Source organism: Nocardioides psychrotolerans, from assembly GCF_943371775.1.
Lineage (GTDB): Bacteria > Actinomycetota > Actinomycetes > Propionibacteriales > Nocardioidaceae > Nocardioides > Nocardioides psychrotolerans_A.
The window spans coordinates 17,256-43,212 of the sequence record NZ_CALRWD010000035.1 but is presented as its reverse complement, the minus strand read 5'-3'; the positions used below and the strand labels follow the sequence as shown (position 1 = coordinate 43,212).

At 71.3% G+C, this 25,957-nt stretch carries 26 protein-coding genes and 2 tRNA genes; 22 read left to right on the top strand and 6 right to left on the bottom strand.

The features are described 5' to 3' along the window. Positions 1-167 precede the first annotated feature (167 nt). Together AAG827_RS11715 and AAG827_RS11710 are read left to right on the top strand one after the other, a co-directional pair. Positions 168-734 carry a hypothetical protein gene (locus tag AAG827_RS11715; RefSeq protein WP_341926164.1) on the top strand — a complete coding sequence of 189 codons (567 nt, stop codon included), beginning with the start codon at positions 168-170 and terminating at the stop codon, positions 732-734. A 4-nt stretch (positions 735-738) separates the two neighbouring features. After that, complete coding sequence (locus AAG827_RS11710) at positions 739-1,647, top strand: alpha/beta hydrolase (RefSeq protein WP_341926163.1); 909 nt, start codon at positions 739-741, stop codon at positions 1,645-1,647. On the opposite strand, the gene AAG827_RS11705 is transcribed toward AAG827_RS11710, so the two are convergent. Next, positions 1,622-2,686 carry a hypothetical protein gene (locus AAG827_RS11705; protein WP_341926161.1) on the bottom strand — a complete coding sequence of 355 codons (1,065 nt, stop codon included), beginning with the start codon at positions 2,684-2,686 and terminating at the stop codon, positions 1,622-1,624. The two genes, AAG827_RS11710 and AAG827_RS11705, sit on opposite strands and share 26 nt — an antisense overlap. 110 nt (positions 2,687-2,796) lie before the next feature. On the opposite strand from AAG827_RS11705, the gene AAG827_RS11700 reads away from it, so the two are divergent. The 12 genes from AAG827_RS11700 to AAG827_RS11645 all read left to right on the top strand — a co-directional run bounded on the left by AAG827_RS11700 (position 2,797) and on the right by AAG827_RS11645 (position 12,282). Beyond that, a complete protein-coding gene (locus AAG827_RS11700) occupies positions 2,797-3,297 on the top strand; it encodes a ribose-5-phosphate isomerase (RefSeq protein WP_341926160.1) in 501 nt (166 codons plus the stop codon). 5 nt (positions 3,298-3,302) lie between these two features. Continuing rightward, positions 3,303-4,151 (top strand): DNA-formamidopyrimidine glycosylase family protein, encoded by an 849-nt coding sequence (locus AAG827_RS11695; protein WP_341926159.1) that lies wholly within the window; start codon positions 3,303-3,305, stop codon positions 4,149-4,151. Between the two features lie 28 nt (positions 4,152-4,179). Then, on the top strand, positions 4,180-5,283 hold the full coding sequence (locus tag AAG827_RS11690) for a PP2C family protein-serine/threonine phosphatase (RefSeq protein ID WP_341926158.1): 1,104 nt from the start codon (positions 4,180-4,182) through the stop codon (positions 5,281-5,283). Between the two features lie 125 nt (positions 5,284-5,408). Continuing rightward, a tRNA-Gly gene (locus AAG827_RS11685) sits at positions 5,409-5,482 on the top strand. A gap of 44 nt (positions 5,483-5,526) precedes the next feature. Then, positions 5,527-5,599, top strand: a tRNA-Pro gene (locus AAG827_RS11680). Positions 5,600-5,639: 40 nt separating this feature from the next. Continuing rightward, a complete protein-coding gene (gene tig / locus AAG827_RS11675) occupies positions 5,640-7,061 on the top strand; it encodes a trigger factor (protein ID WP_341926157.1) in 1,422 nt (473 codons plus the stop codon). A gap of 78 nt (positions 7,062-7,139) precedes the next feature. Continuing rightward, on the top strand, positions 7,140-8,330 hold the full coding sequence (locus AAG827_RS11670) for a hypothetical protein (RefSeq protein ID WP_341926156.1): 1,191 nt from the start codon (positions 7,140-7,142) through the stop codon (positions 8,328-8,330). Further along, positions 8,327-8,791, top strand: a complete 465-nt coding sequence (locus AAG827_RS11665; RefSeq protein WP_341926154.1) for an SRPBCC family protein — start codon at positions 8,327-8,329, stop codon at positions 8,789-8,791. Before AAG827_RS11670 ends, AAG827_RS11665 begins: the two co-directional genes overlap by 4 nt. A gap of 118 nt (positions 8,792-8,909) precedes the next feature. Further along, on the top strand, positions 8,910-9,515 hold the full coding sequence (locus tag AAG827_RS11660; protein ID WP_341926165.1) for an ATP-dependent Clp protease proteolytic subunit: 606 nt from the start codon (positions 8,910-8,912) through the stop codon (positions 9,513-9,515). A gap of 5 nt (positions 9,516-9,520) precedes the next feature. After that, positions 9,521-10,132 (top strand): ATP-dependent Clp protease proteolytic subunit, encoded by a 612-nt coding sequence (locus tag AAG827_RS11655; protein WP_341926153.1) that lies wholly within the window; start codon positions 9,521-9,523, stop codon positions 10,130-10,132. 149 nt (positions 10,133-10,281) lie between these two features. Further along, a complete protein-coding gene (gene clpX / locus AAG827_RS11650; protein WP_341926152.1) occupies positions 10,282-11,565 on the top strand; it encodes an ATP-dependent Clp protease ATP-binding subunit ClpX in 1,284 nt (427 codons plus the stop codon). 132 nt (positions 11,566-11,697) lie between these two features. Further along, positions 11,698-12,282: a hypothetical protein gene (locus AAG827_RS11645; protein WP_341926151.1), complete on the top strand. Its 585-nt coding sequence runs from the start codon at positions 11,698-11,700 to the stop codon at positions 12,280-12,282. Between the two features lie 22 nt (positions 12,283-12,304). On the opposite strand, the gene valS is transcribed toward AAG827_RS11645, so the two are convergent. Then, complete coding sequence (valS, locus tag AAG827_RS11640; protein ID WP_341926150.1) at positions 12,305-14,917, bottom strand: valine--tRNA ligase; 2,613 nt, start codon at positions 14,915-14,917, stop codon at positions 12,305-12,307. A gap of 75 nt (positions 14,918-14,992) precedes the next feature. Between valS and AAG827_RS11635 the strand changes: the two genes are divergently transcribed. Then, positions 14,993-15,874: a GNAT family N-acetyltransferase gene (locus tag AAG827_RS11635; RefSeq protein ID WP_341926149.1), complete on the top strand. Its 882-nt coding sequence runs from the start codon at positions 14,993-14,995 to the stop codon at positions 15,872-15,874. An 18-nt stretch (positions 15,875-15,892) separates the two neighbouring features. Here AAG827_RS11635 and AAG827_RS11630 read toward each other — a convergent pair whose 3' ends face one another. Continuing rightward, complete coding sequence (locus AAG827_RS11630) at positions 15,893-17,002, bottom strand: NAD(P)-dependent alcohol dehydrogenase (protein WP_341926148.1); 1,110 nt, start codon at positions 17,000-17,002, stop codon at positions 15,893-15,895. Between the two features lie 65 nt (positions 17,003-17,067). Here AAG827_RS11630 and AAG827_RS11625 point away from each other — a divergent pair, with 65 nt between their 5' ends. After that, the gene (locus AAG827_RS11625) at positions 17,068-18,432 is read left to right on the top strand and encodes a folylpolyglutamate synthase/dihydrofolate synthase family protein (protein WP_341926147.1); all 1,365 of its coding nucleotides are present in this window, start codon (positions 17,068-17,070) and stop codon (positions 18,430-18,432) included. Continuing rightward, a complete protein-coding gene (locus tag AAG827_RS11620) occupies positions 18,429-18,824 on the top strand; it encodes a DUF4233 domain-containing protein (RefSeq protein ID WP_341926146.1) in 396 nt (131 codons plus the stop codon). The genes AAG827_RS11625 and AAG827_RS11620 overlap by 4 nt, the downstream gene beginning before the upstream one ends. 7 nt (positions 18,825-18,831) lie before the next feature. On the opposite strand, the gene AAG827_RS11615 is transcribed toward AAG827_RS11620, so the two are convergent. The 3 genes from AAG827_RS11615 to AAG827_RS11605 form a co-directional block, all read right to left on the bottom strand. Further along, complete coding sequence (locus AAG827_RS11615) at positions 18,832-19,332, bottom strand: SigE family RNA polymerase sigma factor (protein WP_341926145.1); 501 nt, start codon at positions 19,330-19,332, stop codon at positions 18,832-18,834. Next, positions 19,319-20,710 carry a hypothetical protein gene (locus AAG827_RS11610; RefSeq protein ID WP_341926144.1) on the bottom strand — a complete coding sequence of 464 codons (1,392 nt, stop codon included), beginning with the start codon at positions 20,708-20,710 and terminating at the stop codon, positions 19,319-19,321. The genes AAG827_RS11615 and AAG827_RS11610 overlap by 14 nt, the downstream gene beginning before the upstream one ends. Positions 20,711-20,776: 66 nt before the next feature. Continuing rightward, entirely contained in the window at positions 20,777-22,114 is a 1,338-nt protein-coding gene (locus AAG827_RS11605) for a PLP-dependent aminotransferase family protein (protein WP_341926143.1), read from the bottom strand. Between the two features lie 69 nt (positions 22,115-22,183). Here AAG827_RS11605 and AAG827_RS11600 point away from each other — a divergent pair, with 69 nt between their 5' ends. From AAG827_RS11600 to AAG827_RS11580, 5 genes are all read left to right on the top strand, one after another. Then, positions 22,184-22,858, top strand: a complete 675-nt coding sequence (locus tag AAG827_RS11600) for a pyridoxamine 5'-phosphate oxidase family protein (RefSeq protein ID WP_341926142.1) — start codon at positions 22,184-22,186, stop codon at positions 22,856-22,858. An 18-nt stretch (positions 22,859-22,876) separates the two neighbouring features. Further along, positions 22,877-23,284 (top strand): nucleoside-diphosphate kinase, encoded by a 408-nt coding sequence (gene ndk, locus AAG827_RS11595; protein WP_341926141.1) that lies wholly within the window; start codon positions 22,877-22,879, stop codon positions 23,282-23,284. A gap of 80 nt (positions 23,285-23,364) precedes the next feature. Then, positions 23,365-23,901 (top strand): hypothetical protein, encoded by a 537-nt coding sequence (locus tag AAG827_RS11590; RefSeq protein ID WP_341926140.1) that lies wholly within the window; start codon positions 23,365-23,367, stop codon positions 23,899-23,901. Then, positions 23,901-24,200 carry a hypothetical protein gene (locus AAG827_RS11585; protein WP_341926139.1) on the top strand — a complete coding sequence of 100 codons (300 nt, stop codon included), beginning with the start codon at positions 23,901-23,903 and terminating at the stop codon, positions 24,198-24,200. The genes AAG827_RS11590 and AAG827_RS11585 overlap by 1 nt, the downstream gene beginning before the upstream one ends. Continuing rightward, on the top strand, positions 24,197-25,951 hold the full coding sequence (locus AAG827_RS11580) for an alpha/beta hydrolase (protein WP_341926138.1): 1,755 nt from the start codon (positions 24,197-24,199) through the stop codon (positions 25,949-25,951). The genes AAG827_RS11585 and AAG827_RS11580 overlap by 4 nt, the downstream gene beginning before the upstream one ends. Positions 25,952-25,957 lie beyond the last annotated feature (6 nt).

Here is a 25,957-nt window from a genome sequence, read left to right as displayed (position 1 = left end):
TCGCTGGCGCTCCTCGGGCTCGACCAGCGAGTGTTTCGGTGGTCGAGCCGCGAGGGCCGCCAGGCCCGAGGGTGTCGAGACCCGGTGAGGTGCCTGGGGTCTCGGGGCACGTCGTACGTCCTGGGTCTCGACGCGACCGGATCCGCAGGACCTTCTAGGCTCGGCCCATGACCGCCATGTACCTGCCGACGTTCTACGTCAAGCAGAAGTTCGCGATGACCACCAACCGCTACGAGCTGTTCGCGGCCAACCCCGACGGCACCTTCGGGCAGTCGATGGGCGTGGCGCAGCAGAAGCGGCTGGCCTTCAAGGAGGAGGTCACCTTCTACGCCGACGACACGATGACCCGGCCCGTCTTCAGCTTCAAGGCGCGCAAGAAGATCGACCTCAACGCCGGCTACGACATCTTCGACGAGGCCCACAACCAGATCGGGTTCTTCCGCAAGGACTTCGGCGCCAGCCTGATGCGCTCGACCTTCCACATCGAGGGGCCGGGCTACGCCGGCACCGGCCAGGAGCGCAGCCAGGCGATCGCGATCATCCGGCGCTTCACCGACATCCCGTTCCTGCCGATCCACTTCGACTTCGTCGGCGCCAACGGCGAGCCGCTCCTCGGGGTGGAGCGCCAGGGTTCGGTGCGCGACAAGTACACCGTCCACGTGCCCGACCAGCGCATCGACTTCCGCGTCGCCGCGGCGATGGCGGTCGGGCTCGACGCGCTCATGCAGCGCTAGGTCCGTGCTGTTCCCGGAGGCCCGCCGCGCCGTCGAGGCGGCGGCGGGCGAGCTGGCCGTGCACGACCCCGCCTTCGACATCGTCGCGGCACGCGCCGAGGCGCAGCGGGTCGCACTCGCCGAGCCGCGTGAGGACGTCGGTGCGGTGAGGGACGTCGACGCGGACGGCGTGCCGTGCCGGCTCTACGTCCCCCAGGACGCCCAGCCCGGGGTGGTGGTGCACCTGCACGGCGGCGGCTTCGTGCTCAACGACGTCGAGGTCCACGACGCCTCGGCCCGGCGGTTGGCCAACCGCACCCGCACGGCCGTGCTGAGCGTCGACTACCGGCGCCCGCCCGAGCACCGCTTCCCGGCGGCTCCCGACGACGTCGACACGGTGCTCGCCTGGCTGGCACGCGAGGGCGCGACCCACGGCCTCGACGGCCCGACGTACGCCCACGGCGACAGCGCCGGCGCCAACCTCGCGCTGGTCGCGGCCCTGCGCCACCCGGGGCGCTTCGACGCGGTCGTGCTGATCTATCCGTTCCTCGACCCCCAGCAGGGCTTCGACTCCTACACGACGGCCGCCGACGGCTTCGACCCGCGCGAGGCCGCCTGGTACTGGGCGCAGTACGCCGGCAGCCCGGCGGACCTCGCCGATCCCGACCTCGCGCCGCTGCTTGCCGAGCCCGACCGGCTCGCCACGCTGCCCCCGACGCTGGTGGTGACCGCCGAGCACGACCCCCTGCGCGACGAGGGCGAGCACCTCGCGGTGCTGCTCGCGGAGCAGGGGGTCGACGTGGTGGCCACTCGTTACCTCGGGCAGACCCACGGCTTCTGGCGCCACGACCGGGTCTTCCCGGCCGCCGGTCAGCTGATGCTCCAGGTGGCCGGCTTCCTCGACGGGATCAGGAGCCGTAGGTCTGCAGGGTGATGCGCGAGGCGACGCGGGACGCGCGCTCGCAGTCGCCGCCGATTGTGCAGCGCACCAGCACCTCGCGGTGCTTGCCGTCGATGCGCAGGTTCATCACGACGAGGAACGCCCTGCTGCCCTCGAGGACCAGTTGATCGTTGTCGTTGAAGGCGTCGTTGTAGCCGCCTTCGTAGGTCCTCAGGATCCGGCCGGTGCGGACGTCGCGCATCTGCGGTGAGTAGGTCTCGTACTCGGTGGTGAGCAGTACGGAGCCGTCGCCCGAGAGGTCGAAGGGGATCATCTCGTTCTCGAACCCTTGCTTCCAGACCACCCGGTCGGGCTGCGAGATCCGACGGAGCTCCGTGCCGTCGGAGGTGGCGTTGGCGAACCAGCCGTGCCGCAGGCTCGCGAACCTGACGTCGGAGTAGCGGTTGCCCGCCTGCACCCAGACCCGCTCGAACGTGCCGTCGCCCCGCCAGGCCTTGAGGACGCGCGAGCTGCCGATGAGCGCGCGGTGGGGCGTGACGTCGAGCAGGGTCCAGAACTCCTCCTCGGTCGAGATCCACGTGCGTCGGACGGTGCCGTCGACCAGGCTCACCTTCGCCAGCCGGGTGCGGTAGCGGGCGTCCGTGCTCGCGACGTAGAGCACGTCGCCGGCGATCTGCCACTCGCCCCCGCGGAAGAGGTCGCGGTGCGGCTCCCCGACGCGGACGACCCGGCCGGACGGTCGCACCCTGAAGGCCGCGCTCCTCCCGGCGCCGTACGGCGCCCAGACGATCGCGTCCCGCCGCCAGGCGCCGATCAGGCGGGCGCCGCCGGTGACCTCCGCGGGTGGGGTGAAGGTGACGGTGCGACCGCCCGGGAAGCGGACCACGTTGCCGACCATCGAGATGACCCGCGGTGCCGGACCGCGCTCCAGCCGGAGCGGGTGCTGCAAGGTGTCCGGAGGACCTGTCGGCGCCCGTACGGCGGCCGGGGCCGAGGCGGGCAGCAGGCTCACGGTGAGGGCGGCGAGGACGCCCGCGGCGAGGGCGGCGAGGCGGCGGGGGTGATGAGGCACAGGATCTCCCGAGAACGATCGTGGATGGGGTGTGACGTGGGGCTCTTCCAGAAGGTGTGACGCCTGGACGGCACGTCGGGTTGTCGCCGCCGTCTGAAAAGATGCGCGCCATGCGCGTCCACGTGGGATCCGACCATGCCGGCCTCGAGCTCAAGGACCACCTGGTGGCCTGGTTGAGCGAGCACGGCTACGAGCCCGTCGACCACGGCCCCTTCGTCTACGACGCCCTCGACGACTACCCCGTCTTCTGCCTGCGCGCCGCGGAGGGCGTGGCCGAGGACCGGACCGCGGGGCTCGACAGCCTCGGCGTGGTCGTCGGCGGCTCCGGCAATGGCGAGCAGATGGCCGCCAACAAGGTCGCGGGCATCCGCTCGGCACTCGTCTGGTCGGAGGAGACCGCGGTGCTCGCCCGCGAGCACAACGACGCCAACGTCGTGTCGGTCGGCGGCCGCATGCACTCGCTCGAGGACATGACCCGCTTCGTCGAGGTCTTCCTCGCCACCCCCTTCTCCGGCGACGAGCGCCACGTGCGGCGGATCGCCCAGCTGGGCTCCTACGAGCGCACCGGTGACCTCCCGCCGCTGCCGGAGTCCGCCGTCCGCGATGCCTGACCGCGATGCCTGAGGGCCACACCCTCCACCGGCTGGCCCGTGACCTGACCGACGCGTTCGCCGGTCGCACCGTGAGCGTGGGCAGCCCCCAGGGGCGCTTCGCCGACTCCGCCGCCCTGCTCGACGGCCAGGTGCTCGAGAGCGCCGAGTCCTGGGGCAAGCACCTCTTCATCGGCTTCCCGGGTGAGGTCTTCGTCCACGTCCACCTCGGTCTCTACGGCACCTTCGCGGTGCACCCGGACGTCGAGGAGGTCCCCGAGCCGGTCGGCCAGGTGCGCCTGCGCCTCGTGGCCCGCGATGCGCGGGGCTCGTCGTACGCCGACCTGCGCGGCGCCACCGCCTGCGACCTGGTCACCCGCGAGCAGCGCGACGCCGTCCTCGCCCGCATCGGCCCCGACCCGTTGCGCCTCGACCAGGACCCGGACCGGGCCTGGGACCGGATCCGGCGCAGCCGCTCGGCCATCGGCGGGCTGCTCATGGACCAGTCGGTCCTGGCAGGTGTCGGCAACGTCTACCGCGCCGAGGTCCTCTTCCGGCACCGCACGCACCCCCTGCGGCCCGGCAACACGCTCCAGGTGAGCCGTTGGACGGCGATGTGGGACGACCTCGTGGTGCTCATGGCCGAGGGGGTGCGCACCGGTCGCATCGACACCGTGCGTCCCGAGCACACGCCTGAGGCGATGGGCCGCCCGCCACGGGCCGACGACCACGGCGGCGAGGTCTACGTCTACCGCCGTCACGGCCAGCCGTGCCTGGTGTGCGGCGCCTCGGTGCGCACCGACGTCCTCCAGGCGCGCAACGTCTTCTGGTGTCCGCGTTGCCAGCCCACGTTCCGCTCGCGGGCCCTACGCTGAGGCCCTCCCCTCCGCCCCCAGGAAGCCCATGACTGCCACCGTCGACGCGCAGCGCTCCGCCGTGGCGCCTCCGTGGCGCCGCGCGTGGTCGCGCTACCGGCGTCGCGGCCTGACCGCGGAGACCCGGATCGCGTTCTGGCTCGTGGTGGTCGCCGTGGGCATCACCCTCGCCGTCGCCGTGTGGCCGGTGGATATGCCGTTCGTGGCGCTGATGCTGCCGCTGCTCGCGGCCAGCATCCTGCTGGGACCGCGCTCCTTGCCGTGGTTCGTCATCTTCCTGATGGTCCTCGTGACGGTCACCGTGACCCTCCAGGTCGACATCACCCCCCGCATCGTCGCTGCCACGGCCGTGCAGTTCGCCATGGGCTCCTTCGTGCTCGCGACCAGCTTCCGGCGCTCCAGCCTCGGCGTCGGCGGCATGCGCGGCGAGTCGATGTTCATCGACCTGCGCGACCGCATCCTCACCCAGGGCGGCATCCCCGCCCTGCCGGAGGGCTGGCTGGTCCAGTCGGCCCTCACCTCGGCCGGCGGCACGCCGTTCGCCGGTGACTTCGTGGTCGCGTCGCGGCGTCCCGACGGGTCGGCCCTCGACGTCGTCGTGGTCGACGTCTCGGGCAAGGGGGAGGAGGCCGGCACGCGCGCCCTGCTGCTCTCCGGGTCGTTCGGCGGCCTGCTCGGCGCCCTGCCGCCCGACCAGTTCCTGCCTGCGGCCAACGACTACCTCCTGCGCCAGGACTGGGACGAGGGCTTCGCGACCGCCGTCCACCTCTCGCTCGACCTCGCCAGCGGCGACTTCCAGATCCGTACGGCGGGCCACCCGCCGGCCGCGCACCGCCTGGCCGGGTCCGGTCGCTGGTCGGTGCTGCGCACGGACGGGCCGATCCTGGGGCTCATCGACGAGGCGGAGTTCCACTGCGCGACCGGCCGTCTCGGGCGCGGCGACGCGCTGCTGCTCTACACCGACGGCATGGTCGAGGAGCCCCGGCGCGACATCGACCTGGGCATCGACCGGATGCTGGGCCAGGCCGAGTCGCTGCTGCGCGGCTCCTTCGACGGAGCGGCCGCCCGCCTCACCGAGGCGCTCGGGTCGCGCGACGACGACCGCGCGATGCTGGTCGTCCACCGCACCTGACGAGCGCGGGTGGTGCGGCGGTGGGGGCGTGTCCGCCCGGCGGGGCCGTTTGGGGGTCTGTGCCGCCCGTGTGGCACGATGACAACCGCACATTTCACGCTCAGGACGGGTGTGAGGTGAGGCGCGCGGATGTAGCTCAATGGTAGAGCTCCAGTCTTCCAAACTGATTACGCGGGTTCGATTCCCGTCATCCGCTCCAAGGAGCTCCTCCGCACCCGCGGAGGGCGTCTTGAGCACGCAAGACGGGGCGTAGCGTAGTGGCTAGCGCGCCTGCTTTGGGAGCAGGAGACCGCAGGTTCGAGTCCTGTCGCCCCGACGCACCAGCCTTTCAATCCACATCCATGAGGAGAACACCTGTGAAGAGCGCCGTCGAGAACTTGAGCCCGACCAGGGCCAAGCTGACTGTCGAGGTGCCCTTCGAGGAGCTCAAGCCGAGCCTCGACGCGGCCTACAAGAAGATCGCCCAGCAGATCAACATCCCCGGCTTCCGCCGCGGCAAGGTGCCCCCGATGGTCATCGACCGTCAGGTCGGGCGCGGCACCGTGCTGGACGAGGCGATCAACGAGGTGCTGCCGCAGAAGTACATCGAGGCCCTCCAGGCCAACGACCTCCAGCCGCTCGCGCAGCCCGAGATCGAGGTCACCAAGTTCGAGGACAACGAGACCCTCGAGTTCACCGCCGAGGTCGACGTGAAGCCGAGCATCGAGCTGCCCTCCTACGAGGGCATCGAGGCCGAGGTCGAGGACGTCACGGTCTCCGACGACGACGTCGACGAGCAGGTCAAGGCCCTGCGCGAGCGCTTCGCGACCCTGACCGACGTCGAGCGCCCCGCCGCCGACGGCGACTTCGTCGTGCTCGACCTCAAGGCCGTCAAGGACGGCGAGGTCGTCGAGGGCGCCGAGGTCACCGGCATGAGCTACCAGGTCGGGCGCGGTGGCATGGTCGAGGGCCTCGACGAGGCGCTGGTCGGTCTGTCCGCCGGCGAGGACAAGACGTTCTCCTCCGAGCTCGTGGGTGGCGACCAGGTCGGCGAGGCCGTCGAGATCCAGGTCAGCATCAGCCAGGTCCAGGAGCAGGAGCTGCCGGAGTTCGACGACGACTTCGCCCAGCAGGCCTCCGAGTTCGACACGATCGAGGAGCTCTCCGCCGACGTGCGCGAGCGCCTCGGCCGGGGCAAGCGCCTCGAGCAGGCTGCCGCCGCGCGCGACGCCGTCCTCGAGGTCCTGCTCGAGAAGGTCTCCGTGCCGCTCCCCGAGAGCATGGTCACCGACGAGCTCAACGCCCGCCGACAGAACATCGAGCAGCAGCTCGCCTACGCCGGCATCTCGATGGAGAAGTACCTCGAGGACGAGGAGCAGACGGTCGAGGAGTTCGAGGCCGACCTCGACCGCCGGGTCCGCGACGCCGTCGCCGCGCAGTTCATCCTCGACGAGATCGCGAAGAAGGAGGAGCTCGGCGTCGACCAGCAGGAGCTCTCCAGCCACCTGGTGCGCCGGGCCCAGCAGTCGGGTCAGGACCCCCAGGAGTTCGCCAACCACATGTTCGAGCACAACCACATCCCGGAGATGGTCCAGGAGATCCTGCGCGGCAAGGCGCTCGCTGCGATCGTCGAGACCGCGGTCGTCAAAGACGCCTCCGGCAACGTGGTGGAGCTGAAGAACCTGCGTCCCGACGGCACGATCGGTGAGCCCGAGGCCCCCGCGGCCGAGGCCGACGAGGTGGCTGCGGAGTCGGACGAGACCCCCGCGGAGTCGGACGAGGCTCCCGCCCAGGCCTGATCCGGGCCGATCCTGGTGTGACACGGACCCTGCCGGATTGAGTGCACAACTGTGCACTCGATCCGGTAGGGTCCTGCCATGTCCGAAGCCTCCGTGGTCCCGCCAGGTCCCAGTGTCGTCGACGCCCTGTCGCTGCTCTCCGAGGTCGCCGGGGAGCTCGTCGTCAAGAGCGCGCGCGACACCCACTTCGCCATCGCCGACCGCGTGGGCAGCGTGGCCCGCCGCGCCACCGGCGGCACCTCGACGGTCCCCGACCTCCTCCACCGCGGCATCGCCGGAGCGGTCTACGGCGGCCTGACCGCCGGCCTCCACGCGGCCTCGGTCGGCCTGGACAAGCTCGCCGCCACCGGTGTCGGCCCCCGTCTCGAGGAGACGCCGCGCGGTCGGTTCGTCAGCTCGGCCGTCAACGGCCTGATCGGCGACACCCTGCTGCGCGACCGGCCCCAGATGGCGATCCCGATGGCCGTGCGCCTCGAGGGGCGCGACGTCGACCTCGCCCACGACGCCCTCGCCTCGTCGTACCCCGACGCGAGCGGGCGCCTGGTCGTCTTCCTGCACGGCCTGTGCGAGAACGAGTCCTACTGGGACCTGCACCGCGACGACCTCGGCACGACCTACGGCGAGGCGCTGGCCGGGCAGGGGTGGTCGCCGGTCTTCCTGCGCGCCAACACGGGACTGTCGCTGCGCGAGAACGGCGTCGCGCTGGCCGCGCTGATGCAGCGTCTGGTCGACGCGTGGCCGGTCCCGGTGACGCGGGTCGCCCTGGTCGGTCACTCCCTCGGCGGGCTGGTGATCCGTGCGGCCGGTGCCGTCGCCGCCGAGCCGCCGGCCTCGGGCCGGCCGTGGGCCGAGCGCATCTCCGACGTCATCACCCTCGGCACGCCCCATCTCGGCGCCCCGATCGCGTGGGGGATCGGTCACGGCAGCCGAGGGCTCGCCCGGCTGCCCGAGACGGCGGCGTTCGGGCGGATCCTCGACTGGCGCTCGGTCGGCGTCCACGACCTCGTCGCCGGGCTCGCGGAGGACGTGCCCCCGCTCCCGCACGCGCGTTACCGCCTGGTCGCGGCGACCCTCACGCAGTCGCAGCGCCACCCCGTGGGGCACGTCGTCGGCGACCTGCTGGTGCGCCCACGCTCGGCCTACGGGCGCGACAAGCGCGGAGGGGACCTCTTCCCGGGCGCCGACGTCCTGCACGTCGGTCGCTCCGACCACTTCGGCCTGCTGAACCACCCCGAGGTCCACGCCGCCATGCGAGACTGGCTCGCGTGAGCGCTGATCGTGAGCTGCGCGTCGAGACGGTCGTCGACGCCGCCCCGGACCTGGTGTGGTCGCTGCTGACCGACTTCTCGAAGATGGCGCGGTGGAGCCCCGAGCTGGTGCGGATGGTGCCCCTCAAGCCGGGTGGGCTCCGCGTCGGACAGGCCTATCTCGGGATCAACCGCCGCAAGGCCGTCGTGTGGCCGACCCGGTCGGTCGTCGCGGTCCTGGAGCCCGGGCGCAGCCTCGCCTGGGACACCCGCTCGAGCGGGGCGCGGTGGATCTGGGAGCTCTCGGCCGAGGGGTCCGGCACCCGTGTCGTGCACCGCCGACCGGTGCCCACGTCGCTCACGGCGATCAGCCGTGCCTTCGCCCCGTTGTTCCTCGGCGGCAGCGACGGCCATGCCGACGAGCTCGAGCAGGGGATGGCCGAGACCGTGGCCCGGCTGAAGGCCAGCGCCGAGTCCACCTGAGGGAAATCTGCTGTCGGCGAACAGGGGCCCAATGCCCGTGGAACTGTCGGTCCTTCGGGCTAGTGTCGAGCACGTGAACCAGATTCCCAGTCCCGCAGGCTCGTCGCACGGCCCCCAGATGGGCGCGGGCGGCGGGCTCAACGTCCTCGACGACCACATCTACCAGCGGCTGCTGCGAGAGCGCATCGTGTTCCTCGGCTCCGAGGTGCGCGACCAGAACGCCAACGCGATCTGCGCCCAGCTGCTCCTGCTCTCGGCGGAGGACCCCGAGGCCGACATCTTCCTGCACATCAACTCGCCCGGTGGCTCCGTGGACGCCGGCATGGCGATCTACGACACCATGAACTACATCCCCAACGACGTGGCGACCGTCGGCATGGGTCTGGCCGCCTCGATGGGCCAGTTCCTCCTCTGCGCGGGCACCAAGGGCAAGCGCTACGCCCTGCCGCACGCGCGGATCATGATGCACCAGCCGTCGTCCGGCATGGGTGGCTCGGCCTCGGACATCAAGATCCAGGCGCAGCAGTCGCTGCACATCAAGAAGGTCCTCCTCGAGCTCATCGCGGAGCACACCGGCCAGACGGTCGAGCAGATCGAGAACGACGCCGACCGCGACCGCTGGTTCACCGCCGACCAGGCGCTGGAGTACGGCCTGGTCGACCAGGTCATCAAGAGCGCTCGCGACGCTGCCGACGAGGGCCGCCCTGCGCGGCAGAAGGGCTGAGTGCCATGAACTACTACATCCCCCAGTGGGAGGAGCGGACCTCCTACGGGTTCCGCCGCATCGACCCCTACGGCAAGCTCTTCGAGGACCGCATCATCTTCCTCGGCTCGCCGATCTCCGACGACGTTGCCAACGCCGTCATGGCGCAGCTGCTCTGCCTGGAGTCGATGAACCCCGACCAGGACATCCAGATCTACATCAACTCGCCCGGTGGCTCCTTCACGGCGCTCACCGCGATCTACGACACGATGAAGTTCATCACCCCCGACGTGCAGACCGTCTGCCTCGGCCAGGCGGCCTCGGCGGCCGCGATCCTGCTCGGTGCGGGTGCACCCGGCAAGCGGATGGCCCTGCCCAACAGCCGGATCCTCATCCACCAGCCCTACACGGAGGGCACGTTCGGCCAGACCTCGGACATCGAGATCCAGGCCAACGAGATCCTCCGGATGCGCGAGCTGCTCGAGAAGATGATCAGCGACCACACGGGTCGTGATGTCGAGCAGGTCAGCCGGGACATCGAGCGCGACAAGATCCTCACCGCCGCCCAGGCCATCGACTACGGCCTGATCGACACAGTGCTCGACTCGCGCAAGGCATCGACGCTCGCCCTGACCTGATCAGGCACGCTGGCCACCTGACCTGACCAGGTGGCCAGACTTGTCCGGAGGTTGCCGTGTCCGACCCCCTCGCGGGGGTCCCAGCAGGTACCTTCGGGTGGTTTGCACCAACGCTCGACTCGCTCAACCGCATTCAAGGAGATGACCCCGTGGCACGCATCGGTGACGGAGGCGACCTGCTGAAGTGTTCCTTCTGCGGCAAGAGCCAGAAGCAGGTCAAGAAGCTGATCGCCGGCCCCGGCGTCTACATCTGCGACGAGTGCATCGACCTCTGCAACGAGATCATCGAGGAGGAGCTCAGCGAGGGCACCGAGGTCAGCCTCGAGGAGCTGCCCAAGCCGAAGGAGATCTTCGACTTCCTCAACTCCTACGTCATCGGGCAGGAGCAGGCCAAGAAGTCGCTCGCCGTGGCGGTCTACAACCACTACAAGCGCGTGCAGGCCGGCCTCCAGCCGGTGGCCGGCAAGCACAGCAAGGACGAGGTCGTCGAGGTCGCCAAGAGCAACATCTTGGTCATCGGCCCGACCGGTTGCGGCAAGACCTACCTCGCGCAGACGCTCGCCCGCATGCTCAACGTCCCGTTCGCGATCGCGGACGCCACGGCGTTGACCGAGGCCGGCTACGTCGGTGAGGACGTCGAGAACATCCTCCTCAAGCTGATCCAGGCCGCCGACTACGACGTCAAGAAGGCCGAGACCGGCATCATCTACATCGACGAGATCGACAAGGTCGCCCGCAAGGCGGAGAACCCCTCGATCACGCGCGACGTCTCCGGCGAGGGCGTGCAGCAGGCGCTGCTCAAGATCATCGAGGGCACCACCGCCTCGGTCCCGCCCCAGGGCGGCCGCAAGCACCCGCACCAGGAGTTCATCCAGATCGACACCACCAACATCCTCTTCGTGGTGGGTGGTGCGTTCGCGGGCCTCGAGCACATCGTCGAGCAGCGGGTCGGCAAGAAGAACCTCGGCTTCACCGCCGACGTCCGCACCGCGGCCGAGCGCGACGCCGAGGACCTGCTCGCGCAGGTGCGTCCCGAGGACCTCACGAAGTTCGGCCTGATCCCCGAGTTCATCGGCCGTCTGCCGTTGATCGCCAGCGTGACCAAGCTCGACCAGGACGCGCTCGTGCAGATCCTGACCGAGCCGCGCAACGCGCTGGTCAAGCAGTACCAGAAGCTCTTCGAGCTCGACGGTGTCGAGCTGGAGTTCACCGAGGACGCCATCAAGGCCATCGCGGACAAGGCGATGGAGCGTGGCACCGGCGCTCGTGGGCTGCGCGCCATCATCGAGGAGGTCCTCCTCCATGTGATGTACGACGTGCCCTCGCGTGGTGACATCGCCAAGGTCATCGTGACCGGTGAGGTCGTGCTCGAGGACGTCGCGCCGACCCTGGTCCCGCGCGAGTCCGAGGCCAAGAAGAAGAAGTCCGCCTGACCCGCTCTCGCTGGCAGACGTCGTGGTCTAGACACCCTCGCCGCTCACGTAGCCCGAGTTTGACCTGCCTCGTTGGCCGACCAGACTGGAAGCCAACATCCGGGTAGGCGAGGTCACGTGGGGGACACGAGCATGAGCAGGGAGCAGCGCCGGCCGTTGGTGGCCTTCTGCGCCGTGGCGATGGTCTGCGCCGTCATCATGGTCAGCGCCCTGCGCAGCGACGCCGTGCGCGGCTTCCTGACCACCGGCATCGAGTCCGTGCAGGAGGTGGCCTCGGGCGTCGAGATCGCCCCCCGGCCGCCCGTCAAGGCTGCTCCCGCTGCTGTGCCCGAGCCCGCCCCTGCTCCCGCGGTGGTCGAGGTGACGCGCCAGGTCGTGTCGACGCCGACCCACTCGACGTCCCGCCCCGATCGAGGCCGCGGGGCCAAGCCCGGCACGAACCACGGTGGCCGCGGCCCGGGTGATCGCGGACGCGGGTCCCACGACGGCGACCGCGCCGGCGGTGGCAAGGGACAGGGCCACGGCCACGGCACTGCTCACGGGTCGAAGCACGGTGACCGCGACGAGGACCGCGATCGCGGCGACAAGGGCAAGGGTCACGGGGCCAAGCACGGGGACCGCGACAAGGGCGACAAGGGCCACAAGGGCAAGGGCCACAAGGGCAAGGGCCACAAGAACAAGGGCGACAAGGGCAAGGGCCACCGGGGTCACCGGTAGCCCTCGCCTCATGCGTTGAGCATCACTCCGTCGGTGCCAGCTCCGCGGCCACGGACAGCTCGGTGGCGTCGGTGACGGTGAAGACCAGGTCACCCGTGATCTTGCCTGACGAGCGCAGGTCCGGCGCGGCGAGCTCGGCGGCGCGCACGAGGAGCTCGGGCCCGGAGATCTCCACGCGGGACAGCTCGGCGCGCATCGACACCTTGGCCTGGGACTTCGCGCTGCGGATCCCGACCAGGGCCGAGGCGACCGCGTCGACGGCAGCCGGGTCCGACGCGGCTGCGGAGCCGAGCTCGGCGACCAGCGGCCACTCGCTGCGGTGGATCGAGCCCTCCTGCCACCACGACCAGACCTCCTCGGTCACGTAGGGCAGGAACGGCGCGAGGAGGCGCAGCTGCACCTTCAGGGCCAGCGCGAGCGTCGCCTTGGCCGACTCCGTGGGAGCGCCACCGTCCTCAGCGTAGGCACGGCCCTTGACGAGCTCGACGTAGTCGTCGCAGAACTCCCAGAAGAACTTCTCGCTGACCTCGAGCGCGGTGGTGTAGTCGTAGGCCTCGAAGGCGTCCGTGGCCTTGGTGACGACGGCGGCCAGTCGTCCCAGGAGGGCGCAGTCGATGGGCTCGGTGACCTCCACCGAGTTGGCCGACGTCGCGCCCACGCCCCCGAGGACGAACTTCGAGACGTTGAGGACCTTCATCGCCAGGCGACGACCGACCTTCATCTGCGACTCGTCGAAGGGGGAGTCGAGCCCGGGGCGGGCGATGGCGGCGCGCCAACGGACCGCATCGGCGCCGTACTTGCCGAGGATCTCGTCAGGGACGACGACGTTGCCCTTGGACTTCGACATCTTCTTGCGGTCGGGGTCGACGATGAAGCCCGAGATGAGGGCGTGCGACCACGGTGCGGCGTGGTTCTCGAAGTGGGCGCGCACGACGCGGGAGAACAGCCAGGTGCGGATGATGTCGTGGGCCTGGGTGGCGAGGTCCATCGGGAAGACGCGCTGCCACAGGTCGTCGTCGGTCTCCCAGCCGCCGGCGATCTGGGGCGTGAGCGACGAGGTCGCCCAGGTGTCCATCACGTCGGGGTCGCCCAGGAAGCCGCCGGGCTTGCCGCGCTGCTCCTCGGAGTAGCCGTGCGGCGCCTGCGTGGACGGGTCGACCGGCAGCTCGGCCTCGGCGGGCATCAGCGGGTGGGCGTAGTCGGGCTCGCCGTCCTCGTCGAGGGGGTACCAGACGGGGAAGGGGATGCCGAAGAAGCGCTGGCGCGAGATCAGCCAGTCGCCGTTGAGGCCGCCGACCCAGTTGTCGTAGCGGTGGCGCATGTGCGCGGGCAGCCACTGGATCTCGCCGGCACGGTCGAGCATCTCGGTGCGCAGGGCGGCGTCGCGGCCGCCGTTGCGGATGTACCACTGGCGGGTGGCCACGATCTCGAGGGGCTTGTCGCCCTTCTCGTAGAAGTTGGCCATGCGCTGGGTCGGGGTCGGCTCGCCGACCAGGTCGCCGGACTCGCGCAGCGCGGCGACCATGGCCTCGCGGGCGGAGAAGACGGTCTTGCCGGCCAGCTCGGCGTAGGCCGTGGCGGCGCGCTCGGCGGCGAGCCACTCCGGCGTCTCGCGCAGGAAGCGGCCGTCGCGGCCGATCACGGTGCGGACCGGCAGGTCGAGCTCACGCCACCAGGTGACGTCGGTGAGGTCGCCGAAGGTGCAGCACATCGCGATGCCCGCGCCCTTGTCCATCTCGGCGGCGGGGTGGGCGACGACCGGGATCTCCACGCCGAAGACCGGCGAGGTGACGGTCGTGCCGAAGAGCGGCTGGTAGCGCTCGTCGTCGGGGTGCGCGATGAGGGCGACCACGCTGGGGATCAGCTCGGGACGGGTGGTCTCGATCGCGACCGTCTCGCCGTCAGGCCGGTGGAAGGTCACGCGGTGGTAGGCGCCGGCGTAGTCGCGGGCCTCGAGCTCGGCCTGGGCGACGGCGGTCTGGAACGTGACGTCCCAGAGCGTCGGTGCGTCCTGGAGGTAGGCCTCGCCACGGGCGTAGTTGCGCAGGAACGCCGTCTGGCTGACCTTCTGCGCCTTGGCGCCGATCGTCGTGTAGGTCTGGTCCCAGTCGACGGAGAGGCCCAGGGTGCGCCACAGGGACTCGAAGACCTGCTCGTCCTCCACGACGAGCCGGTTGCACAGCTCGACGAAGTTGGGACGCGAGATCGGGACCTGCTTCTTGGGGTCCGGCTTCTCCGGCGGGGTGAAGTCGGCGTCGTAGGGCAGCGAGGGGTCGCAGCGCACACCGAAGTAGTTCTGGACGCGGCGCTCGGTCGGCAGCCCGTTGTCGTCCCAGCCCATCGGGTAGAAGACCGACTTGCCGCGCATGCGCTGGAAGCGCGCGATCAGGTCGGTGTGGCTATAGGAGAAGACGTGCCCGACGTGCAGGCTGCCGCTGACGGTCGGCGGCGGGGTGTCGATGGAGAAGACGTTCTCGCGCGGCTGGGTGCGGTCGAAGGCGTAGGTGCCGTCGGCCTTCCACTGCGCCGACCACTTGTCCTCGAGACCCTCGAGGGCCGGCTTCTCGGGTACGACGACGGCGCCGCTGTCGGTGCGCGTCTCGTCCGGTGCCTGGCTGTCGATGATCTCGGTCATGCACAAATCCTAGTGGTGGCCATCACCCGCTTTATCCACTGGTCCCGAGCGCGTGACGACGCCTAGGTTCTGGGGATGGCGCACGTGGAGTTCTTCGACGATCCCGGCTCCTTCCTCGACGCCGCCGGGTCCCACCTGCAGCAGGACCCGGTGCTGACCACCGTGGTGTCGAGCGTGTCGCACCAGCTGCTCGCTGCCGACCGTCGCGGCGAGACCCGGGGCGAGCACCCCCGCTGGTGGGCCGTGGTCCGCGAGGGCGACGACGTGGGCGGTGTCGCGATGCGGACGGCGCCCTTCGCGCCGTACTGGCTCTATGTCCTGTCGATGCCCGAGACCGCCGCGCGCGCCCTCGCTCGGGCCGTCCTCGACCGCGGCGAGACGGTCACGGCCGTCAACGGCGCGCTGGTCGCGAGCGGCCACGTCGCCGACGAGATCTCCCGCGCGACGGGGGGTGGGGTGAAGATCCATGAGCACATGCGCCTGTGGGAGGTCACCGAGGTGGTGGCTCCCGAGCTGCCCGCGGGGCTGCTGCGTCAAGCCCGCTCCGAGGACGTCGACCTGGCCGTCACGTGGTGGAACGGGTTCGCTGTCGAGGCCGCGGAGCAGGCCGGGTCGGAGCCCCTGCAGGAGGGTGAGTCGATGGAGGCCGACGAGATGGCGCGGCGGATCGACGAGGGCCTGATCTGGGTCTGGGAGGATCAGGGGCATGTGGTCCACCTGACCGCGCACAACCCGCCGTCGTTCGGCGTGGCCCGCGTGGGGCCGGTCTACACGCCGCGGGAGGCGCGCGGTCGCGGCTATGCGAGCGCGGCCGTGGCGGCGGTGTCACGGCGACTGCTGGACGAGGGAGTGCGGGCCTGCCTGTTCACCGACCAGGCCAACCCGACCTCCAACAAGATCTACGAGGCGATCGGCTACCGCCCCGTCGAGGACATGGTCAACCTGGTGATCCGCTGATCCCTGTCGCGGGGACGCTCACCAGACCAGCACCGGCTTGACCACCTTGCCGGTGCTGACGTCGCTGATGGCGGTGTTGATCTGGGTGAAGGGATAGCTGACCATCAGGTCGTCCACGTCGAACTGCCCGGCCTGGTGCATCTCGATCAGCCGCGGCACCATCGTGAGCGGGTCGGAGTCGCCCTCGACGCTGCCGCGGATGACCTTGCCGTTCTGCATGATGTCGATCGCGTCGACCGGGAACTCCTCGGCGCCGAGGCCGAGGATCACCAGCTGCCCACGGACGCCGAGGGCCTGCGCGGCCTGCTTGATGACGGCCGGTACGGCGGTGGTGTCGACCGCTCCGGTCGTCCCGCCGCCGCTCAGCTCCTTGACGCGGTCGACCACCGGGCTGCCGAGCCCGGTCTGCTCGAGGTCGGCGGGGTTGACGCCGATCGCGCCGTAGCGGGCGGCGACGTCGAGGCGGCTCTGCATCAGGTCCACCGCGATGATCGTGCCGACGCCCTGGGCCTTCGCGGCGGCGATGGCGGCGAGCCCGACGGCGCCCACGCCGTAGACGGCCAGGCTGTCGGTGGGGCCCGACCGGAGCACGTTGAGGACGGCGCCGGCGCCGGTCTGGAAGCCGCAGCCGTAGGGCGCGATCTTGGTGAGGTCCAGCGCCTTGTCGACCACGACCACGTTGTCGGCGTACGCGATCGCGTGCTGGGAGAAGCTGGACTGGCCGAAGAAGGAGCCGAAGACGGGGGAGCCGTCGCGCGAGTAGGTGGTGGAGCCGTCCATCCGCATCCCCATGTAGTTGATCATCAGGCTGGACTCGCAGTAGCCGACCATCCCGGCGTCGCACTTCGCGCAGCTGCGGCACGACCGCAGGCTCAGCACGACGTGGTCCCCGACGGCGATGCCGCTGACGTCGGCGCCGACCTCCTCCACGACGCCCGCGCCCTCGTGGCCGAACACGTTGGGGAACATCTCCGGCGGCAGCATGGTGCGCATCGTGATGTCGGTGTGGCACAGGCCGGTGGCGACGATGCGCACCAGCACCTCGTCGGCGCGCGGCCCGTCGATCTCCACCTCCTCGAAGGTGAAGTCGTGTCCCTGCTCGTTGACGATCGCGACCGTGGTCCTCATCCCAGCACACTAGAACCTGTTCCAGTCTCGGGTCGAGGGGTCGGGTCCCTAGACTCGGAGGTGAGATGACCGAGACCCCTGAAGTGCCCCGTCTGGCCGAGACCTTCGCCGAGGTCGAGGACGCCCTGCTGTCCCGCTGGCCGGAGACCAAGCTCGAGCCCTCGCTCGACCGCATCCGTGCCTTCGCCGAGCTGCTGGGCGACCCCCAGGCGTCGTACCCCGTGATCCACCTGACCGGCACCAACGGCAAGACCACGACCTCGCGGATGATCGACACCCTGCTGCGCGCGCTCGACCTGCGCACGGGCCGCTTCACCTCGCCCCACGTGGAGCGCATGACCGAGCGGATCAGCATCGACGGCGAGCAGCTCGACGACGAGGGGTTCGTCCGCGCCTTCAACGACGTCGCACCCTTCACGCACCTCGTCGACGCCTCCGAGGCCCACCCGCTGTCGTTCTTCGAGACCGTCGTCGGCATGGCCTTCGCCGCCTTCGCGGACGCACCCGTCGACGTGGCCGTCCTCGAGGTCGGGATGGGCGGCTCGTGGGACGCCACCAACGTCGCCGACGCGACGGTGGCGGTGGTGCTGCCGATCGCGGTCGACCACAGCCAGTACCTCGGCGAGACGCCGGTCGACATCGCCGCCGAGAAGGCCGGCATCATCAAGGCCGGCTCGCTCGCCGTGCTCGCGCAGCAGACCCCCGAGGTCGCCCAGGTGCTGCTCGCCCACGCGGTCGAGGTCGGTGCCACCGTCGTGCGCGAGGGGATGGAGTTCGGCGTGATCACCCGCGTGCCCGCCGTCGGTGGTCAGGTCGTCTCGTTGCAGGGCCTGCGTGCCCGCTACGACGAGGTCTTCATTCCGCTCTACGGCGCGCACCAGGCGCAGAACGCCGCGGTCGCCCTGGCGGCGGTCGAGGCCTTCGCCGGTGACCAGCCGCTCGACGAGGAGCTCGTCCGGGCGGCCTTCGCGGAGGTCAGCTCGCCGGGCCGCCTCGAGATCGTGCGACGCAGCCCCACGATCGTCCTCGACTCCGCGCACAACCCGCACGGTGCCGAGGCCGTGGCGGCCGCGCTCGACGACTCCTTCGCCTTCTCCCCGCTGATCGGTGTGGTCGGGGTGATGGCGGACAAGGACTACGAGGGCCTGCTGTCGGCCTTCGAGCCCCACTTCGCCCACATCGTGTGCACCCAGAACTCCACGCACCGCTCGATGCCGGCCGCCCAGCTCGCACAGGCCGCGCTCGACGTCTTCGGCGAGGACCGCGTCACGGTCGAGCCCGACCTCGCCAGCGCCATCGACCAGGCCGCCGCGAGGGCCGAGTCGGGCGAGGACGCCGGTCAGTCGCTGGGCTCCGGCGCCGTGCTCGTCACCGGCTCGGTGGTGACCGTCGGAGAGGCTCGTGCCCTGATCAGGAGGCGTCGCTCATGAGTGACCGTCAGCGCTCACCCCGTCGCGGCATGTGCGCGGCAATCCTCAGCCTCGAGGCGATCACGCTCGGCCTGACCACGCCGGTCATGATCGCGATCGCCGACGTCGGGGTCGCCACGGCGCTCTCGGTCGGGCTCGGCCTGATGGTGGCCTGCCTGCTCGTCGCGGGCATGCTGCGCTCCGAGTGGGGCTACCGCCTCGGCTGGGCGATCCAGGCCGCCGCCGTGGGCCTCGGCTTCGTCATCCCGCTGATGTTCGTCCTCGGCGGGATCTTCGCGCTGCTGTGGGGCACCGCCGACTTCCTGGGCCGCAAGATCGAGCGGGAGCGCGCCGAGGCCTACGCCGCCCTCGACGCCGAGCTGGCCGCCGAGGCCGAGGGGCAGACCGACTGACGCGTGGTCAGCGGAGCGAGAGCTCGAAGTCCGGCAGCAGGACCCGCAGCCGCGCGAGAGCATCGCGCGCGTGGGACTTCACCGTGCCGACCGAGATGCCGAGCAGCTGGGCGGTCTCCCGCTCGGTCAGGTCGTCGAAGTAGCGCAGCACCAGCACGGCACGTTGGCGCGGCGAGAGCTGCCCGAGCGCCGCGGCCAGCTCGAGCCGACGGTCGTGGGCGTCGGGGTCGTGGCGGCCGTCGACAGGGTCGGAGGGGACAGCGCCGAGCGTCTCCCGCCAGCGCCGTCCGCGCCAGCGGTTGATGGACTCGCGCGCGAGCACCCGTCGTACGTAGGGCTCCGGTCGGTCGGCGAGACGACGCCACCGCGGGTAGCACTTGGCCAGGGCGACCTGGAGCAGGTCCTCGGCGTCGTCGAGGTCGCCGGTGAGGAGGTAGGCCGTGCGCAGCAGGGCCGCGCGCCGGGCGACGACGAACTCCTCGAAGGAGACGTCGTCACGCTCGGACACGGCGCCTCCAGGAGAGGACGCCGAGCAGGCCGACGAGGAGCACGGAGGTCAGCAGCCCGGTGGTGACGCGTGGGTCCCACGGGCGGGGAGGCTCGGGTGCCGTGATGCTCGGGCTCGCCAGGAGGTCCGTGGCCATCGAGCTCACGGGGAGCTGGGGAAACCCTCTGCTGATCACGAGCTGGCGGGACTCCCCGGTGGCGACGTCGACGAGGTCGATGGCGGCGTGGCCCAGGTCGGCCCCCTCGCCCATCTCGCTGCGAGCGACGGCGATCGTGCTGTCGTCGACCCAGCCGAGGACGTCGTTGGTGCGCCCGTTGTTGGGCAGCATCCGGCGGTCGAGGCCGGGGGGCGACGCGGCGCCGTCCCTGGACAGCGCCCCGGTAATGGTGGCGACATAGATGCGGTTGGGGTTGCTGCCGGAGATGCCTGGCCTCGAGGACCTCCCCGCGACGTAGGCGATGCGGCGGCCGGTGTCGTCGAGCACGGGCTGCGTGGAGAAGTCCGAGCCGACCGAGAAGAGGCGCTCGGCTCCCGTCACCTGGTCGCGAACCACGAACCCGCCGGAGGCTGTTGTCATCAAGACATTGCCGGTGGCGGCGTCGACCACGTCGGCTCCCGGGGGGAGTCCGGCCGCGACCGGGGCCGGGGTGCCCACGACCCACCGATGCCAGGTGTGGTCGTTCGAGGAGCTCTGGGCCATCTCGGAGTCGCCGTCGCCGCCCAGGTAGACGCCGAAGTTGAGCAGCAGGGTGTCGCTGTCCTGCCAGATGAAGCTGTCGGGCGCCAGACCGTGGTCACTGACGATGTCGTGGCGCACGGTCTCACCGGTGACGGTGTCAAAGACCGCGACGGCCCCGACGGGACCGTTGCCCTCGGACCTGGTGTTGGGCGAGAGCGTCGTGGGCCCCGTCGCCCAGAAGGCCACGTGGGTGCCGTCCGGGGAGAGGGCGACCTCCTCGCCCGGCGCGGCGCGCGGGAGGTCGAGGAAGCGGTAGACGCCGGTGGTCGCGGAGACACCGACGACGCCGGGGACGGTGCCGGTCCAGGTGCCGCGCTCGGCACTGATCAACAGCGAGAGCGGGCCCGGAGGGCTGCCTTCGGTGCCGTCGAGCCACCGGCTGGGTTCGTAGATCTCCTCGGGCAGCCCCTTCGCTGCACCGGGAGCAGCGGGCTGCACGCTGTCACGGGAGGTCAGCAGCGAGGCGGCAGCGATTGCGACCAGGGCGACGATGCAGACCAGCGACGTCAGGGTGGTGCCGAGACGGCGGTGGTGGGCGTAACGGCGACCACGGGCCTCCGCGGCGCCGGCCGTGCCGGGGTCGGGCCTGCTGTCGCTGAGTTCCGCGAGCTCAGCGAGCCGCTCGTGCAGTGCGTCCATGTCTCCTCCGTCGGCCTGGTCCGACCCCTCTACACGGGACGACCCGGGCAGGAGGAGGGGGCAGGATCACACATTTCTTCCACCGAGTGCACCGGCCAGCGCCGTGAGCGCCCTGTCGAGCTCGGCGTCGGTGCAGCCGCCGAAACCGATGATCAGGCCGTGCAGGTCGGCCGTGCGGCAGTAGTCCGACAGCAGTGGCGCGTCGAAGCCGGCGTCGCGGGCGGCCCGGTGAGCGGCCAGCGCGAGGGGGCGGGGGAGCACGACGGCGGCGTACATGCCGGCGACCGGCGCCTCGACGTACGGCGTGAGGGCGGCCGCCACGCGCGTCGCGCGGTCGGCGTAGACCCGGCGCGCGGAGCGGACGACCCGGTCGACGTAGCCGTCACGCAGGAGCGAGAGGAAGGCGCGCTGGACCGGCCACGACGCGGCGTCGTGCGTGATCGCGCGGTGTCGCTCGACGCGCTCTCGGACAGCCTCGGGCGCGACCAGCCAGCCGAGGCGCAGGCTGGGGGCGACGGCCTTGCTGGCGGTGCCGAGGTAGGCCACCCGGTCACGGTCGAGGCTGGCGAGCGCGGGGATCGGTGCCACGTCGTAGCGGAACTCCGAGTCGTAGTCGTCCTCGATGACCAATGCGTCCGCGGTGCGCGCGGCCGCCAGCAGCGCGAGCCGGTCGGCACCCGACATCGGGGGGCCGAGCGGGTGCTGGTGCGCGGGCGTGACGTAGGTGGCGACCACGCCCCGCAGGTCGGTGACGGCTCGGAGGGCTGGGAGGTCGACGATGCCCCGGCCGGTGGCGCGGATCGTCTCGACCGCGGCGCGGTAGCCCGGGTCCTCGACGGCGACGTCGCCCGGCGCCACGGCTGTCATCAGGTGCCGCAGGCCGTCGGTGGTGCCGGCGGTGACCAGCACCTCGTCGGGGTGGACGTCGAGCCCGCGGGTGCGGGCCAGCCGGGCGGCGAGCTCGGCACGCAGCTCGGGCAGGCCGCGGGGGTCGTCGTAGCCGCGCGGGGGAGCGGCCGCGCTGACCTCGCGCCAGGCACGTCGCCAGGCAGCCCGGTGCCGGTCGTCGATCCAGGGGGTGCCCGAGTCGAGGCGGACCAGGGGCCGCTCGGGGGCGGCGGTCGGATGCCGGGGAGCCTGGGGAGCCGTGGTCGGGCCGCTCGCGGCGACGAAGGTGCCCGAGCCGTGGCGACCCTCCAGCCAGCCCTCGGCGACGAGCTGCGCATAGGCCTGCTCGGTGACCGACCGGGCCACGCCGAGGTCCCGGGCCAGAGCCCGGCTGCTCGGGAGACGGTCGCCGGGCGCGAGATGTCCGCCGGTGATCCTCGCGCGGACCTGGCCGCTGAGCTGGAGGCCCAGCGACGTGGGCTTCGTGCGGTCGAGCTCGACGATCAGCGTGGCCACGAGTGTCCTGTCATAATTGGCGTGGATTGGCCCGTGACGACAGGCCACTGTGGGGTCGAGGCTAGACCCATGACGCTCGCGCCGCTCTCGCCCACCGCCCGGACCTCGGTCAACCGGGGTCGCAACCGCGCCGTCGAGGACCGGTCGGAGCTGCACGCCCTGCTCGATGACGCACTCGTGGCGCACCTCGGCGTCAGCGTCGGCGACCACCCCGTCGTGCTTCCGGTGGCCTTCGCGGTCGACCTCGAGGGTCCGGACGAGGGCGGGACGCTCTATGTCCACGGCTCGGTCGCCGCACGCTGGCTGAACCGCTCGGAGGCGACCACCGTGTGCGTGACGATCACCGAGGTCGACGGCCTCGTCGCGGCTCGGTCGGCCTTCCACCACTCGATGAACTACCGCTCGGCGGTGGTCGTCGGTGTCGCCCGGATCGTCACCGACGCCGACGAGAAGGCGCACGCGCTCGCGCGCACGGTCGACCACATGGTCCCCGGCCGCTCCGCGACCCTGCGTCCCAGCACGCGCAAGGAGCTGGCAGCGACCGCGGTGCTCGCCGTACCCCTGCACGAGGCGTCGCTCAAGGTCCGCGCGGAGGGCCCGGTCGACGACGTCGAGGACGTCGAGGCGGGGATCTGGGGCGGGGTGATCCCGATCCGCCGCGTCTCCTCGGCGCCCGTGGCGGCGCACGACGCGAGCGGACCGGTGCCCGAGGACGTGGTCCGGCGTGCTGCTCAGCTCGGCTGAGTCGCTAGGGTCGGGGCCATGAGCCAGCGCACCCTCGTCCTCCTCAAGCCCGACACCGTCAAGCGCGGCCTGGTGGGGGAGGTCCTGTCCCGCTTCGAGGCCAAGGGCCTCACGATCGTGGCGATGGAGCACCGCCTCATCGACGGCGCCAAGGCGGACGAGCACTACGTCGAGCACGTCGAGCGCGACTTCTACCCGCCGCTGCGCGCCTTCGTGACCAGCGGGCCCCTGGTCGCGCTGGTGCTCGAGGGCGACGAGGCGATCGAGGTCGTGCGCGCGATCAACGGCGCCACCGACGGCCGCAAGGCCGCTCCCGGCACGATCCGCGGCGACCTGTCGCTCTCCAACCGCGAGAACCTCGTGCACGGATCGGACTCGCCGGAGTCCGCCGAGCGCGAGATCGCGATCTGGTTCCCGCACCTCTGATCCGCACGCGGATCCACGATCCGGTCCACAGGTCGCGGGGTCCGGAGTTTCCTCCGCGGTGACCTGGGCACGCTCCCTCCATGGAGCTGCACCCCCTCTCGGACCCTGTCGGTGACCCGTTCTTCGACGTCCTGCGACGTCGGCACCGCGATGTCGACGTCGTGCTGCTGCCACCGGTGGGGCCACCCGGTGGCGGTGATCCGGTGTCCGACGAGGTGGTCGCGTCGACCCTGCTCCGGGTCGAGGCGGTCGCCCGGGGCCTGTGGTCGATGGTGGCTCCCGACAGTGACGACCGGCCGCAGTCACGGTGCACCTACGGCGCCGGCCCGGAGTCCGTCAACGCCACCGCGCGCCTCGTCACGCGTCGCGACGACGGCTTCCACGTCGTGGTCGCCCTGCGGGCCGAGCTCGAGTCCGACGGCTGGGCCGTCACCCGGCCCGACGGTCCGGTCGAGCGGCTGGTCGCCTACCTCGACGACCTCACCCTCACCGCGTCGTACGCCGAGGGGTCGGGCACGCTGCTCGTCGACCTGGCCGCCGAGTCCCTGCCGGTGGGGCAGGACCGGGCGCGGGCGCTGACCCGTCCTCCCGCCACGCCACAGGCGGGTGGTCGGTGATGGAGGTCGTGCCGCTCTCGGTCGGGGTCGCCTCCCAGCGGTGGGACGACCAGCACCTCGACCTCGACGCCGCCGCGGGCCAGATCTCCGGCGCCGGCAGCGACGGCTTCACCAGCGCCGTCTCGGGTGCCGCCTCGCGCTTCCTGACCCAGTGGCAGCGCCACGCCGAGGCGCTCGGCACCGACTCCGAGGCACGGGCCGACGGGCTGCGCATCGTCATCCGCGACTACGTCACCAGCGACGAGGCCGCCGGCGTCGACCTCTTCCTCCTCTCGACCTACGTGGCGGAGCAGCGATGACGACGATCACGCTGCCGCCGGCGCCCCGGGCTGTGCCCCTGCTCACCTGCCAGCCCGGGGCCGTCCGCGAGTGCGGGGGTGACCTGCTCGCGGCGTCCGCCCAGATCGACGACCTCGGCACCTTCGTGGCCGGCGACGCCCGCATCGACGACTGGACCGGTCGTGGGTCTGCGCGCTACCACGAGACCATCGCCCCGATCGGGCGCCAGGCGGACGCCATGTCGCTGGCCCTGCGCTCCGTCGCGACCCGCGTCGACGCCCACGCCGACGAGCTCCAGCGCCTGCTGGACCGTCGTACGGACCTGGAGGAGCGCCGCTCCTACCTCACCGGCGAGGTCGTGCGGCTGCGCGGCGAGGTCACGAGCGCGACCGAGGACGACGCTGCGGCGCTGCAGGCCGAGTGCGACCGGGTGCGGCGCGAGGTCGAGGTCTACGAGGCCGACGTGACCGCGTGGTCGAGCGACATCGCGGCGGAGGAGACCGCGATGGTGCAGGCCTTCCAGCGCGTGCAGGAGGCGGAGGCGGTCGAGCGGATCTACGGCGGTGTCGCCGACCCGGCCGACGGCGCGCTGGCGACCAAGCCCGGCTCCGGCGCGAGCCCGGCGGAGGTCAACGCGTGGTGGGACTCGCTGACACCTGGGCAGCAGCAGGCGATCATCGCCGCAGCGCCCGGCGCGATCGGCAACCTCGACGGCATCCCGGCGGGCGCGCGCGACGCCGCCAACACGGTGGCCCTCGACCGCGACCTCGCCGACTGGACGCACACCGAGTCGCTGGGCGAGCTGACCGACGACGAGCGCACCTGGCTGGAGAACGCCCGCGCCGCTGACGAGGCCCGTCGCAACATCGCCGACCGGGTCGACCCCGTCACCGGGGAGCCCATCGAGACCCAGATCTACCTCTACGACCCGGCCGCCTTCGACGGCGACGGGGCCATCGCGATCAGCGCCGGCAACCTCGACACGGCCGACAACGTGTCGGTCGTGGTGCCCGGTCTCGGGACCGAGGGCGAGAGCGCGGGCTACCAGGCCGACCGGGCCGCGACCCTCTACGAGTCCTCCCGCTACCTCGACCCCGACGCCTCCAACGCCTCGATGTTCTGGATCGGCTACGACGCCCCCGACAACGCGCCGTGGGACGAGGGCTTCGACGGCGCCGGCGTCGTCAGCGAGCAGATGGCGACGGCCGGAGGGGAGCGTCTCGCCGACACGATCGACGGCCTGAGGGCCAGCCGCGACGGCGACCCGGCGCACCTGACCGCGATCGGTCACAGCTATGGCTCCACGACCACCGGCCACGCCGCCCACGACCAGGGCATCGAGGTCGACGAGATCGTGTTCGTCGGCAGCCCCGGGGTGGGCGGCGACACCAACGACGCCGGTGACACCGGCATCGACCCCGAGCACGTGTGGGCCGGCGCCAACAGCCGCGACCCGGTCGCCGACCTGGGCAACCACGGCTGGGTGCACGGCGAGACCGTCCTCGGCGCCGGTCTCGGCGACGACCCCGCCGAGGACGACTTCGGCGCCAACCGCTTCGAGGCAGAGTCGGAGACCCGGGGCGGCGCCTTCTCGTTCGGCGACCACTCCAAGTACTTCGACCACGACACCGAGTCGCTCTTCAACATCAGCCAGATCGTCAACGGCAACTACGACGCGGTCGAGCACGCCGACCACGTCTACGACCCGTGGTACGACGGCGTGCAGGACCCGGAGTACGACCGCAACCCGACCAGCCCGGCCACCCGGTGACGCCTC